8 protein-coding genes are annotated in these 14,428 nt (G+C 67.5%); all 8 read left to right on the top strand.

Annotated elements, in window-relative coordinates:
• The first annotated feature begins 503 nt into the window (after positions 1-503).
• The 8 genes from ACYQ78_RS39050 to ACYQ78_RS39015 all read left to right on the top strand — a co-directional run bounded on the left by ACYQ78_RS39050 (position 504) and on the right by ACYQ78_RS39015 (position 14,415).
• Positions 504-926, top strand: a complete 423-nt coding sequence (locus ACYQ78_RS39050; RefSeq protein ID WP_459806046.1) for a GtrA family protein — start codon at positions 504-506, stop codon at positions 924-926.
• Positions 923-3,223: a glycosyltransferase family 2 protein gene (locus ACYQ78_RS39045; RefSeq protein ID WP_459806045.1), complete on the top strand. Its 2,301-nt coding sequence runs from the start codon at positions 923-925 to the stop codon at positions 3,221-3,223. The genes ACYQ78_RS39050 and ACYQ78_RS39045 overlap by 4 nt, the downstream gene beginning before the upstream one ends.
• Positions 3,220-4,698: a glycosyltransferase gene (locus ACYQ78_RS39040; RefSeq protein WP_459806044.1), complete on the top strand. Its 1,479-nt coding sequence runs from the start codon at positions 3,220-3,222 to the stop codon at positions 4,696-4,698. Before ACYQ78_RS39045 ends, ACYQ78_RS39040 begins: the two co-directional genes overlap by 4 nt.
• An 8-nt stretch (positions 4,699-4,706) precedes the next feature.
• Positions 4,707-8,810, top strand: coding sequence for a PQQ-dependent sugar dehydrogenase (locus ACYQ78_RS39035; RefSeq protein ID WP_459806043.1), 4,104 nt, complete (start codon positions 4,707-4,709; stop codon positions 8,808-8,810).
• 280 nt (positions 8,811-9,090) lie between these two features.
• Positions 9,091-9,600, top strand: a complete 510-nt coding sequence (locus tag ACYQ78_RS39030; protein WP_459806042.1) for a DUF4365 domain-containing protein — start codon at positions 9,091-9,093, stop codon at positions 9,598-9,600.
• Positions 9,597-10,685 (top strand): hypothetical protein, encoded by a 1,089-nt coding sequence (locus ACYQ78_RS39025; RefSeq protein ID WP_459806041.1) that lies wholly within the window; start codon positions 9,597-9,599, stop codon positions 10,683-10,685. Before ACYQ78_RS39030 ends, ACYQ78_RS39025 begins: the two co-directional genes overlap by 4 nt.
• Before the next feature lie 2 nt (positions 10,686-10,687).
• A complete protein-coding gene (locus ACYQ78_RS39020) occupies positions 10,688-11,323 on the top strand; it encodes a hypothetical protein (RefSeq protein WP_459806040.1) in 636 nt (211 codons plus the stop codon).
• Positions 11,323-14,415: a helicase HerA domain-containing protein gene (locus ACYQ78_RS39015; protein WP_459806039.1), complete on the top strand. Its 3,093-nt coding sequence runs from the start codon at positions 11,323-11,325 to the stop codon at positions 14,413-14,415. The genes ACYQ78_RS39020 and ACYQ78_RS39015 overlap by 1 nt, the downstream gene beginning before the upstream one ends.
• The last annotated feature ends 13 nt before the right edge of the window (positions 14,416-14,428 follow it).

Raw genomic sequence — 14,428 nt, 5'->3', positions numbered from 1 at the left:
CTGGAATGAGGATGGTCGCGAGATGACCCATCCGTCCGACGACCCGGTGGGCGCGGCCCGGTTGATCCAGCGCCACTACCGAGCACCGCTCGACGAAGACGACGGTGCCCCAGACGGTGCCCCAGTGACTCCGCGCGATTAGCGGCGCCTACGACCCCATCCCTCGCCGGGGTCGTCGGCATCCTCGCCGCGTCGCACGGAGCGGTGCGTGTCCTGGCGGGTCCCCCACGCCCGCCAGGACGCGCCACCGTTAATTTCGAACCTTGACCGAGCGGAATTCTGTAATGTCCGCTGACCTGCGGGACCGTTCCAAACGGCGCAGGGACACAAGGGGCCTTTGTCATCAGGCCGTGTCAGAGGTTCACAAACTTAACTTCTCTGTAGAGGTTATCGCTAGGTATAGTTCACGCCGCGATAACGTCGCCATTCCGCGCATGTCACTAAACTTCATGACGCTTGGCACGTACCAATCCGCGATCACCAGGCACAGCCGTGGGGGACGAGTGGCGATTGTTCCGGATTATCACTTACGTGTGGTGCGATTTCTCCTAGTGGGCGGTTTCTGCTTCGGAGTCCAGTACCTCGCGATGCAGGCAATGGCATCGGCCGGCACCCCCTGGGTCGCCGCCGATGCCATCGGTTTTCTCCTGTCAGCCCAGCTCAACTTCGTGTTGAGCTCGAAGTTCACCTGGGGGGACCGCCGTTTCCCGCTCACCGTCAGGCGATGGTCGAGCTACAACGGCACAGCACTACTCTCGCTCGCTGTCAACACGGGCGTTTTCGCCCTCGTACACCCGTACGTGCCCACTCTCATTTCTGCTGCGGCCGGTGTCCTAATCGGCACGATTGTCACCTATCTCATCTGTGACAAATTCGTATTCGCTACCCGTGAGAAGGCCCGAGAGAAGGCCGAGGCCCTCGCGTGACCCTCGAAATGCACGGCGCGCCACCCCGAGCCGCGCGCTTATACACCGAGGGCGTGACCGTCGTCATGCCCGCGTACAACGAAGAAGAGAACCTCCGGGCAACAGTTGAGGACTTCCTCACGACGCTGGCCGGCATGGAACACAAGGTGGTCGTCGTCAACGACGGCTCCCCCGACGGGACCGGACGGGTGCTCGACGAGCTCGCCGAGCTCTACCCCGGACGCGTCATCGCCGTGCACCACCAGGTCAACCAGGGATATGGCGGGGCGGTCCGCACCGGTATCGCGGCCGCGCTCGACCAGACCGACATGCGGCGGATCCTGCTCACCGACTCCGACGGTCAGTTCAAGGCCGAAGACCTGCTGACCTTCCTCCAGGTGCAGCGCGACGAGCGCGCCGACGGAGTGATCGGCTACCGCAAGCACCGCGCCGACCCGTTCATGCGCAAGGTCAACGCGTGGATCTGGACCCAGATGAACCGGGTGCTGCTGCGCACCCGCAGCCGTGACGTCGACTGCGCCTACAAGCTCCTCGACCGCAAGCTCCTGGACGACCTGACGCTGACCGGCGAAGCCGCCGCGATCTCGCCGGAGCTGCTCGCCAAGATCGGCGCCGGGTACACGCGCATCGTCGAACACCCGGTCAACCACTATCCGCGCCAGCACGGCCACCAGACCGGCGCGTCGATCAGGGTCATCCTGCGCTCGCTCACCAGCCTGGCCAGCGTCTACCGTGATCTGGTCAGGGACGGCCTCAAGTGGCGCCGCACCCGCCGGGCGCTCACCCCGGACGACCCGCTGCTGGCGGTGGTGACCGGTCTCGCCACCGTGCTCTCGGTCGTGGCGGCAATCTATTACTTCAACGAGGGCGTCGTCCTCAGCTATAAGGATGCGGTCTCGCACGTCCTGATCGCGGCGCGCGTGGTGGACAGCCCGACCGCCGGCGTCGCCCAGCTCGGTGGTGTGTGGCTTCCCCTGCCCCACGTCCTCGCGGTGCCGTTCGTGTGGATCGAGTGGTTCTACACGACCGGCATGGCGTCGAGCATCGTGTCGATGGCGTCGTACGTCATCACCGTGCGGTACCTGTACAAGATCGCCAACGGGATGGCCGGCACCCGCTGGGCCGGGGTCGCGGCGGCCGCGGTGTTCGCCCTGAACACCAACGCGCTCTACCTCCAGGCGACCCCGATGACCGAGTCGCTGCTGTTCGCCTGCATCGCGGGCGCGGTCTACCACCTCCAGGAGTGGTGCCAGACCGGACGGTACGGCCAGATCGCCCTCTCGTCGATGTGGACCGTTCTAGCGACCCTGACCAGGTACGAAGGCTGGATCCTCTGCGTCGCGGTGACCTGCGTGGTGGGCTACACCGCACTGCGGCGATGGCGGGGTTACACCCACATCGAGGCGAACCTGATCTTCTTCTCGGTGATCGCCTACAGCGGGATCGCGGCCTGGTGCGGCTGGAACTGGCTCATCTTCGGCAATCCGCTCTATTGGCAGACCGGTGAGTACGCCAAGCCGTCCCTCTGGGTGTCCTCGGGCGACCAGACGGTCGGCGACATCGTCGTTTCGGCCCAGACCTACCTGATCGCGATGGGCGACGACATCGGCTACGTGACCCTCGGTCTCGCGGCCCTGGGCGTGATCCTCTACTTCGTCCGCCACAAGATCCACGCGGCCACGCTGGCGCCGTACGCGCTGCTGGGGTTCCTGCCGTTCTACATCTTCACGCTGTACGCCGGGCAGCGCCCGCTGCACGTGACGGAGATCCACGGCGACCTCTACAACGTGCGGTTCGGCATGGTCATGGCGCTGGGCGCGGCGGTGTTCATGGGGTTCCTGGCCGCGTACATCAAGAAGGCGCAGCCGCTCGTCGCGGTGGCGCTGGCGGCGACGGTGCTCGCGGTGCCGGGCACCAAGACGCTGGAGGAGCCGATGGCCTACCTCGCCTCCCCCGGCGGCCGGATCGACGTCGGCTCGGCCACGTGGCTGAAGGAGAACTACGACGGCGGCCGGGTGCTCATGCAGAACTTCGGCAACGAGCTCGTCACCTTCCAGTCGCAGCTGCCCCTCGGGGAGATCATCTACGAGGGTTCGTTCCGGATGTGGGAACCGGCGCTGGAGGACCCCGTCGAGAGCAAGGTCCGCTGGATCTACATGCGCTCCTCCGACGGCTCGGAGGACGGCGTGTACAAGTCGCTGCACAACACCACGATCCTCAACGAGAACTACCAGCTCCTCTACCAGGACGCCGACCGCCTGATCTACCGCGCCATCCGAACGGAGACCGTGCGATGAACACCACCGCCGAAATTCCCGACGAACTGAGCGCGCGCCGCCTCCTCAGCCGGGGCCAGGCGGTCGCCGGCACCCTGGTGATCGCCCTGCTGGTGGGCGCCGTGGCCCTGCACGTCGCCACCGGCTGGGGCCCCGGCCCCATCTGGTACGGCCAGGCCGCCGTCGCCTTCGTGACCGCGATCTACGTCGCGGTCATCGCGTTCAAGCTGGCCATGGTGTTCGGGGCCTGGGGTTCCGCGGTGCTCCGCTTCGAACCACACGACATCGACACCATCCCGCGCGACGCGCTGCCCCTCTACACCGTCCTGGTGCCGCTGCACCGGGAGGCCGAGGTGCTGCCGTACCTGGTCAAGCGGCTGTCCCAGATGGACTACCCGCAGGACAAGCTGCAGATCCTCCTGCTCATCGAGGAGGACGACGACGCGACCCGGGGCGCCCTGGCCACCCTCGAACTGCTGCCGCAGTTCGAGGTCGTGCTGGTCCCGCACTCGATGCCCAAGACCAAGCCCAAGGCGTGCAACTACGGCCTGCAGATGGCGCGCGGCGAGTTCTGCGTCATCTACGACGCCGAAGACCGGCCCGACCCCGACCAGCTCCGCAAGTCGGTGCTGGCGTTCCGGCTGCTGGCCGACCGCGTGGTGTGCGTGCAGGCCGAACTGCAGTACTGGAACCCGTGGACGAACTGGCTCACCCAGTGCTTCGCGGCCGAGTACGCCACCAACTTCTCGCTGTCGCTGCGCGGCCTCGACCGGCACCGCCTGGCCATCCCGCTGGGCGGCACGTCCAACCACTTCCGCACCGACGCCCTGCGGGCGCTGGGCGGATGGGACCCGTACAACGTGACGGAGGACGCCGACCTCGGCATCCGCATCGCCCGGCGCGGCTGGGACGTGCGCATGATGGTGTCGGTCACCGAAGAGGAGGCCAACAGTCACCTGGGCAACTGGGTGCGCCAGCGGTCGCGGTGGATCAAGGGCTACATCCAGACGTGGCTGGTGCACACCCGCCACCCGGTCAAGCTGTGGCGTGAGCTCGGCACCCGCCGCTGGATCGCCTTCCACCTGACGCTCGGGTTCTCCACGTTCACCACGCTGGTCAACCCGTTCTTCTGGGTCATGACGCTGATCTACATCTTCACCGGTACGCAGTACATCGAGGCGCTCTTCCCGGCCGTCGTGCTCTATCTCGGCGTGCTGACGATGATCCTCGGCAACTTCCTGATGATGTACTGCCTCATGACCGGCTGCATGGAGCGGGGGCTCCATCGTGCCGTGCGGGCCATGCTGACGGTGCCCCTCTACTGGGGCCTCATGAGCGTCGCGGCCTACAAGGCCTTCTTCCAGCTCCTGCGCCCGTCGCGGCGCCACTACTGGGAGCTCACCGAACACGGTCTCGTCGACCACGCGTCGTCGCACGAGGAAGAGACCGTCGTCGACCAGCCCGCGAAGGCTCCCTTACCTGCCCTCACCGACTAGGTACCACCATGCGCATCCTCCCTCGTATTTTCACTGGGTTATTCGTCCTGGCCACCTTCCTCTTCATCCCCGCCACGGCGGCGCAGGCCGCGCCGCCCGTGGAGTTCGACAAGACGCTCATCGCCGACGGTCTCGACATCCCGACGGCCTTCCGGTTCGCGCCGGACGGCCGGATCATCATCGGCGAGAAGAACGGCGCCATCCGGCTGATCAAGAACGGTGTGCTCCAGACGGCGCCGATGATCACCGTGCCGACCGCCAACGCCGACGAGCGCGGCCTGCTCGGGCTCGAACTCGACCCCGACTTCGCCACCAACCACTACATCTATGTGGCCTACACCCGCAGCGACAACTTCAACCGGCTGAGCCGGTTCACCGTCACCGGCGACACCATCTCGGCCGCCTCCGAGCTGGTGCTCGTGCAGTCGAACCAGCAGTCGAACGTGTTCCACCACGGCGGCGAGCTGCGCTTCCTTCCCGACGGCAAGTTGTACTGGTCGCTGGGGATGAACACGTACAACCCGAACTCGCAGAACCTCGGCACGCCGCACGGCAAGATCCTGCGCGTCAACAAGGACGGCTCGATCCCGCCGGACAACCCGTTCGCGGGCACACCGGGCGCCGAGCGGTCGATCTGGGCCTACGGCCTGCGCAACCCGTTCCGCTGGGACTTCGTGCCCAACGGCCCGAACGCCGGGAAGATCCTCACCGGCGACGTGGGCGGCTCGGAGTGGGAGGAGATCAACCTCGTCGAGAAGGGCGGCAACTACGGCTGGCCGCTCGCCGAGGGGTTCTGCGCCGGATGCGGCTACGCCAACCCGGTCTACACCTACCCGCACACCGCTCCCCCGGCCGCGGCCGGGTCGGTGACCTCGCTGGAGGTCTACACCGGGAGCACGTTCCCGGCGGAGTATCAGAACGCGGTCTTCTTCGCCGACTACACGCTCGGGTTCATCAAGTACCTGAAGATGGACGCGGAGTACAAGAGCGTCATCTCGGTCAACGACTTCGACCTGAACGCCGGCACGCCGGTGCAGATCTCGACCGGGCCCGACGGGAACCTCTACCAGCTCAACATCTATCCGGGCGCCTTCTACAAGATCGCCCCCTCGGGCGGCAACCGCGCCCCGATCGCCAAGGCGACCGCCACACCGACCGACGGCCTCGGGCCGCTGGAGGTGCACTTCTCCTCCCTCGGTTCGGGCGACCCCGACCCGGGCCAGACGGTCACCTACCTGTGGGACTTCAAGGACGGCACGACCTCGACGCAGGCGAGCCCGACCAAGACGTACACGACCAACGGCACCTACAACGTGACGCTGACGGTCAGCGACGGCGCGAAATCCACGCAGGCCACGGTGAAGGTCACCGTCGGGAACCGAAGACCGACGGGCACGATCACCGCGCCGATCAACAACGCCAAGTACGACGCCGGTGACACCATCACCTACGCCGCCACCGGCACCGACCCCGAAGACGGCACCCTGCCGGCCTCGGCGTTCTCGTGGTCGGTGATCTTCCACCACGCCGACCACGTGCACCCGTTCCTCGGGCCGGTCAACGGCGTGCGCGGCGGGACGTTCACCATCCCGCGCGTCTCCGACAACGTGGCCACGACGTGGTACCGCGTGCAGCTGACGGTGACCGACGCGGGCGGGCTCCAGCACACGTCGTTCGTGGACGTGAAACCCAACCTGGTCGAGCTGACCTTCACCTCCGATCCGCTCGGGCCGACGTACACGGTCGACGGCGTGCCGTTCACCGGGACCAAGGTCGAGCAGGCGGTCGTGGGCGTCGAGCGGGTGCTGAGCGCGCCCGGCACCCAGTTCTGGAACGGCAAGCAGTACGCCTGGCAGGGCTGGTCGGACGACGGCGAGATCACCCACACGATCGTCACCCCCGACGAGGACACCACCTACGCGGCCGACTTCCTGGAGCTGACCCAGCCTCCGGCGCCGTGGGCCAGCGCCGACATCGGCCCGCGCACCGTCGCCGGGACGACGTTCTACGACGCCGGCTCGTTCACGATCAAGGGCGGCGGCAACGACGTCTGGGACCAGACGGACGAGTTCCGGTACGTCTTCCAGCCCCTCCAGGGCGACGGCACCATCATCGCCAAGCTCACCGAGCAGTCGAACACCCACCCGTGGGCCAAGGCGGGCGTCATGATCAAGGCGTCGGCGACCCCCATGGCCGCCTACGCGGCAGTGGCGCTGACGCCCGAGAACGGGATGCACTTCCAGTACGACTTCCAGGGCGACGGCGGCGGCTACGCCTCCCTCGGCGGCTGGATGAAGCTGACCAGGACCGGCAACGTCTTCACCGCCTACCGCTCCGCGGACGGCGTCGTGTGGACGGCGATCGGCACCACCACCCTGACGCTGCCCGCCCAGGCGACGATCGGGCTCTGGGTCAGCTCCCACGACATGACCGCGCTGAGCGAGGCGGTCTTCGAGAACGTCCAGGTAACGCAGGGTTCGACGGTCGGCCCGGTGCCGTCTCCGTGGAACCGGGTCGACGTCGACGGCGCCACCCCCGCGGGTTCGGCGACCTACGACACGGCGACCGGGACGTACACGGTCAACGGCGGCGGCACCGACGTGTGGGCCGACACCGAGGAGCACTCGTTCCTCAACCGCCCGCTGACCGGCGACGGCTCGATCACCGCCCGGATCACCTCGCAGTCGGAGACGGCGCCGTGGGCCAAGGCGGGTCTGATGATCAAGGGCCCGGCGTCGTACGCGGACCTGTTCGTCACCCCCGAGAACGGCATGCACTTCCAGACCTCCGACCCGTCGTCGGTGGTCGGCGGCCCGTTCACCTTCCCCGACGCGTGGGCCCGCCTCACGCGCGAGGGCGACGTGATCAAGGCCTACCGTTCACCCGACGGGACGAACTGGACGTTGGTCGGCCAGCACACGCTGCCCGGCCTGCCGGAGACGGTCGCGGCCGGCATGTTCGTGACCGCCCACCGGGACGGAACCGTCCTGGGCACGGCGACCTTCGACCACGTGGCCTTCGAGTCGGCCGACGACAACGGCCTCCCGGCCCTGTGGACGGGCGGCGACGTCGGCAACCCGGTTCTGGCCGGATCGTCCGGCGAACTGGGCGGGGTCTTCTCCATCTCGGCCGCCGGAGACGACGTCTGGGGCACCACCGACCAGATGCACTTCGTCCGCCGCTCGCTCACGGGCGACGGCACCATCGTCGCGAAGGTCAACTCGCTGACCCGCGCCGAGGCCTGGACGAAGGCCGGAGTCATGTTCAAGGAGACGACCATCTCGGGGTCTCCGTACGCCGCCCTGCTGGTGAGCGCCGACCACGGCGTCCACCTCCAGACGACGGGTGAGCAGGACGTAGCCGGATCGGACGTCGAAGCCCCGGTGTGGCTGAAACTGGTCCGCGCCGGGAACACGTTCACCGCCTTCGACTCCGACGACGGCGTGACCTGGACCCGTCTCGGCGCGCGGACGGTCGCCATGGCCTCTGCCGCGCAGGTCGGCCTGTTCGCGGTCTCCCACGACGGCAGCCAGCGCACGACGGCGACCTTCTCGGACGTGACGGTCACCCCGGCCAACACGACCGGGCTCCCCTCGGGATGGAACTCCGTCGACGTCGGCGGACCCGCCCTGGCGGGCACGGCGAGTGTGAACGGACGGACCTTCACGATCTCCGGCGCGGGCGGAGACGTGTGGGGGACGGCCGACCAGATGCACTACGTCTACCGGGACCTCCCGGCGAACGGGACGATCGTGGCCCGGGTGATCAGCCAGGAGAACACCGACGGCTGGGCCAAGTCGGGCCTGATGATCAAGTCTGCGGCGACGGCGCTGTCTCCGTATTCCGGGGTGTTCCTGACTCCGGCGAACGGGATCCACCAGCAGGCGAACTTCAACTCCGACGTCGACGGAGGCGCGGCGACGGCACCGGTGTGGCTGCGGGTGTCGCGGGTCGGGTCGACGGTGACGACCTATAGGTCGGCGAACGGCGAGGACTGGACGGCGATCGGGACGGCGACCATCGCGGGAGCGGCGACGATCGGGCTGTTCGTGTGTGCGCACGAGGCGGGACAACTCAACACGACGGTCTTCGACCAGGTGCTGGTGAGCTGAACCGCTTGTTGTATATGCCGGGCGTCTTCTCTTCGGGGAGGGCGCCCGGCCCCTTTTTCCGGCCACACAATGGCCAATTAGGAGCGGCATTTAGTTGTCGCCGAACTTCCCAAAAAGGGCGTATCCGACCCCTGACCTGCATAAGCACCGAATGCGATTCACGAAAATACGTGCGGATCGTCGTGCACGGCCGACATGAAAGGACAAACGGCCCCATCGGCATGCGTGGGAAAGCTAATCTCTTGGTGCCGAAGGAGCAGTCGACAGCGAGGGATCACGCATGCTGGACTCTCGCAACCACCAGGGCAAGTTCGGCCAGGACTACGTCCGCGCCATCGCGTCCGCCGCCGGCCTGCTCGTCTACCAGTACGACCTCGACTACGACGGCATCGACCTCGGCTTCCGCTACCCGGGACGGACCGGGGAGGTCGCCTCACCGGCGATCGAGGTCCAGGTGAAGTCCTGGTCGGTCCCCCGCGTCGACGGGCCCGACCTTCAATTTCGCGGGCTGAACGAGGTTCAGTACAACAAGCTCGTGCACGGCCCCTTTCTCGTCCCGCGATTCCTTTTCGTGGTCGTCGTCCCACGGGAGACCAGCCGGTACGTCCGGGTGGAGACCGAAGGCCTCATCCTGAGCCGACTCTGCTACTTCAGGGAATTCGAAGGCGAACAACCGATCGAATTCCCCGACGTCAAGAAGCACGTATCCGTCGACATCCCTCTGGGAAATGTCCTCACGGTCCGCGCCCTGCGTGAACTCGTCGGTGCACCGGCGGAGTCGCCCGCGTGAGCGAGCCACTCTCGGTCGCCGACATCAACACCTATCTCGCCGTGAGCGGATGGACGCGTCAGCCGGAGGCCTGGCGGGGGGCGGCCGTGTGGATCCATCGCGACGACCACGAGATCCTCGTACCGGGGTCCGACCACATGGGGGACGGTCCCCGCCGGATCAGGGAGATCGTCTCGCTGCTCGCCCGAGTGGAGGGACGGTCGGCCGAACACGTCGTCACCGACATCGCCACCCCCATGGCCGACATCCAGTGGTATCGGACGCCGATCGCCCCGAACCACGGCCGCGCCCGCCTCACGGACGCGGCGGGCGCGCTCGCCGGTGCGCACGAGGCACTCACGATGACGGCGCGGGTGGTGCTGGCGGGTCCCCGAGCGGTGTTCGACGGAACAACGCCCGCAGAAGTCCGCGCACTCCTCTCCAGCGTCCAGATCGGTCCGGTCGTCCCCCCGGACGATCTACTCACCCTGCTGGTGCCAGTGGACGACGGCGCTCCGCTGGCCCGCCGGACGCTGATGCTCCTGCATCGGACCTCCGTCATCCTGCGGGACGCCAGCGTCCATGTCGCCCAGACCGGAGAGATGCGCGTCTTCGACGATGCCGTGGCCGACGGGGTCTCGGCCGACCTGTGTCTCGCCCTCGCCCGATTCGCCGGACCGGACAGCGTCGCACCCTTCGAGGTCGGCTTCCGATGGGCACGCGGTCTGCCCGCCTCCTCACCCGGCGACACGGTGATGTTCCAGGCCGGTGCCGGAGCCGTGCTGCGCAGGGCGGGTCATCGGCTGCGGAGGCTGAACGAGAACCCGGCCTCGGCCACCGGGCGCATCGGCATCCTGATCGACAACGGCGGCGCCGACCGCTTCCGGGTCCAGATCCGGGGCGACGTTCGGATCGGCGCCGATGACCGCCGTCGGCAGATTTGGGTGCGGCTCCCCGACGAGCCGACCTATGACCTGGCCGTCCAGGCCCATCGTGACGGAGCCACAGTCCACGCCACCGGCCCGGCGAAAGAAGTGAGCCGGCGGCTGGAACTGCAGGCGGCGACTTTCACCACCTCCATCGACGATCAATCTGAGGAGACCTGACCATGGGAAACATCGCCTTGAGCACCAAGGAGCGGGCGCTGCTTCTCGGTCTGATGACGCTCGGCGGCACGGCGTCCAATCCCGAACTCAAAGCGCATATCGGCGACACGCTCGACGGAGCGCCCCGGCTCCGGCTGAACAAACTGAGTCTCGTCGAGAGCGTCAGGCCGGGCAGAGCCTTCGTGCACACGATGACCGAGAACGGCTGGGCCTGGTGTGTGGACGAGTTGTCAGCCGACGCCCCCGAACGGGCGGGCTCTCCGCTCGCCCGAGTTCTTTACAGCCTGCTGGGCGTGCTCAACGGATATCTGGACGCGGCCGACCTGAGCCTCGCCGAGTTCGTGGGCACGGCGCTCGGCGAGCCCACGGGCAGCCTCGAAGACACGGCGGCGGCGATCCGGGACGCGTACTGGAAGCTGGCCCGCGAACCTCAGGACTGGGTGCGCCTGACACTGATGCGCCCGCTGCTGGGGGGAATCCCGGTGCAGCAGGTGGACGACATGCTCCGCGAACTGGCACGGACCGCTCAGATCGTACTCATCCCCCAAGCCGACCAGAAGACCCTGACCGACGACGACAGGAGAGCCGCCGTGTACGTGGGTGGAGTGGACAAACACCTGATCGCGATCGAGGCCTGATGAGCGAATCGGAGCAGCGGGCGCTACGGGCCATCTCCGGTGTGCTCGACTGGGCGGCGACGGCCGAGCACGCCTGGAATCCACCGCCCTTCCACGTCGACGGCATGCACCCCGGCGCCGAACGGCTCATCAGCGACGGCATCGAGGACGCGGCGAAGAGTGCGTGGACCAGCCCGCTGGGAGTGGTGATCCAGGGCGAGGGCGGTTCGGGCAAGACCCATCTGCTCAGTTGGGTCCGGGAACAGGTCACCGCTGCGGGTGGCTACTTCTTCCTTGTCGACTTCAGTGCGGGCGAGGACTTCTGGCGCCGCACCGCGCGAGCGATCGTGCAGGACCTCGGGCGCCCGGCGGGCGGAACCGGCGCACCGATCCAGGCCCTCGTGGCTCTCCGGAGGATCGCCGAACGCGCCGGGGTGAGCGACCGCATCGAGACGGCGATCAGGCGGAACACCGGTCTGGAACGTGACGATCTCGACGCCCTGGTCGACGGGGTACTGGCCCTCGACCGCCGGCTCGTCAGCTGCATGGACAGCATCAGGGCGCTGGCCCTCTACGCGATCGGCACCGGCACCGCGTTCGGAGTCGCCCACGACTATCTGAAGTCCGCCGACGATGCCGGAGACGGCGTCCGGCAGAAGTGGGGCATCGGCAAGAGCGTCAAAACCTCCCATGACATCGCGAGCGAGCTTTCGATGCTGCTCGGGCTGACCGGCCCCAGCATCGTCGCCGTCGATCAGATCGATGAGGTCCTCAATGCTTCCGAGACGCCCACCGCCGATGGCACCTTGAAGGACCTGACGGGCGAGATCGCCTCTGGGCTCATGGGCCTGCGGAACACCATGCACCGGACTCTCTGCCTCGTCGCCTGCCTTCCCGAGTCGTGGATCCGGCTCCGAGGTCGAGCGGTCGGCACCGCCCACGACCGGTTCCGTATCTCGCCGGTCCTCAAGCCCATCCTCAGCGAGGAGATCGCCAGAAAACTCGTTGCGCGGCGCTTCGACGTAGCCTTCGAAGAGGCGGGATTCACGTCGGACAGTGAGGTCTGGCCGATCCATCCTGAAGCGTTCGCCACCGCGACCGCGTTCACGCCCCGGATGCTCTTGAGACGGGTCAGTGAGCACATCGACGCCTGCCGTAACACGGGAACGGTCACTCTGCTCGAACGCTTCGACCGCGACCAGCCCGGCCGTGTCGCCGTGCCGTCGGACGACAGACAGGAATCTCTCGTCTCTGACGACGATCTCAAGCGCCTGGACGGGCGTTTCGACGAATTACGCGACCGCGCGAACATCTCCGACCCCACGGACTCCCAGCACGAGGACGCCCTCGGCCCCGTTCTGCTGTCCGCCGGGCTCAAGGCGTACATCAAGGAGCTCGGCGAGGTGGACCGGGCGCACTCCGTCGATCCTCCTCCCGGTCAGCGCCGCCCCGACCATCACGCGCGGCTCCGGCTCGCGCTGAACCCCGACTCGGACGAGCAGCGGCACTGGACGTTCCGGCTGATCAACGCGACGAACGCCCGAGCAGCCTCGGCCCGGCTCAAAGACGGTGTCGAGGCCTCCGGCCTGGGCAAGCCCGACCGCAACTTCATCGTCCTGCGGAATCACGAGTGGTCGGCAGGACAGGCCACGCAGACCCAGTTCGCCCAGTTCAAGGCCGACGGTGGACAATCCCTGCCGCTGCTCAGCGGGGACATCCGGGTGTTCGACGCCCTCCACCAGATGGCGGAGGACGCGGACCCGCACCACGACGCCTGGTTGCGAAGTCGCCGTCCCGCCGGTCGCACCGAACTGTTCTGCGCCGTCTTCGGCCCGCCCGATGAGCCCACACCCGACATCCCCGAGCCGACCCCCACCACCGCAACGCCGAGCACGACCATTCCGGTGGGCAAACGCATCGGCGACGGCACGGACCTCGAACTGAACCTCGGCATCCTGGCCCGTCACACGGCCGTCTTCGCCGGTGCCGGGTCGGGGAAGACCGTCTTCCTCCGGCGGCTCATCGAAGAGTGCGCGCTGAACGGTGTCTCGTCGATCGTGCTCGATCCCAACAACGACCTCGCCCGCCTCGGTGATCGATGGTCGGCTCCGCCCACCGGCTGGGAGCCCGGCGACGAGGCGAAAGCCGACCGCTACTTCGCCGGAACCGAGGTGGTCGTCTGGACTCCGGGGAGGTCACGGGGGCGTCCTCTCAGTTTCCGTCCGCTCCCCGACTTCGACGCCCTGCGCGACGACCCCGACGACCTGGCCTCGGCCATCGGGCTGGCCGTGGACACGCTCGCGCCCCGGGCCAACGTCCACGGCGCGGGGAAGAAGGCGGTTCTCGGAAAGGCCGTGCTGCGCGAGGCGCTGACGCAGTTCGCGAAGAGGGGCGGGGGTGACTTCGGTTCCTTCCTCACGCTGCTCGCCGCGTTGCCGTTCGAGGCCAGCCAGATGGAGAACGCCGACCAGATCGCCGCGGAAATGGGCCAGCTTCTCAAGGCCGCCACGATCAACGACCCCCTGTTCGCGGGCGCCGGAGAACCCATGGATCCGGCGGTGCTGCTCACACCCTCGCCCGGCAAGCACGCCCGCGTCTCCGTCATCAGTTTCATCGGCCTGAACGAGGGGGCGAGACCGGGGTTCGTCAGCCTGTTGCAGACCGCCCTGTTCTCGTGGATCAAGCGCAACCCCGCCCGAGGCCGTCCGCTGAGCGGCCTGTACGTCATGGACGAGGCGCAGTCCCTGGTCCCGCCCTCGCCTCACACCGAAGCACTCTCCAGCGCTCTGACGTTGGCGTCGCAGGCTCGCAAATATGGTCTCGGTCTGGTCTTCGCGACGCAGTCGCCCAAGGGCGTCCACAACAAGATCGCCGGTAACGCCACCACCCAGTTCATCGGCCGCATCAACAGCCCGGCGCAGATCGCCGTCGTCCAGGAGCTGGCACGTGCCCGGGGAGGGAGGGCGGAACGGGTGGCGAGGTTGAGCGCCGGGCAGTTCTACGCCGCGACCGAGGGGGTCTCCGAGGCCTTCATCCGTACGCCCTACTGCCTGAGTCACCATCCGTCCGATCCGCTCATCGACGAAGAGATCATGCAGCGGGCATCCTTGTAACCCGGACCGGGCG

It is taken from the genome of Herbidospora sp. RD11066 (assembly GCF_054661255.1).
Note: the sequence above shows the minus strand (reverse complement) of the source record. Positions and strands in the feature narration are given on the sequence as shown.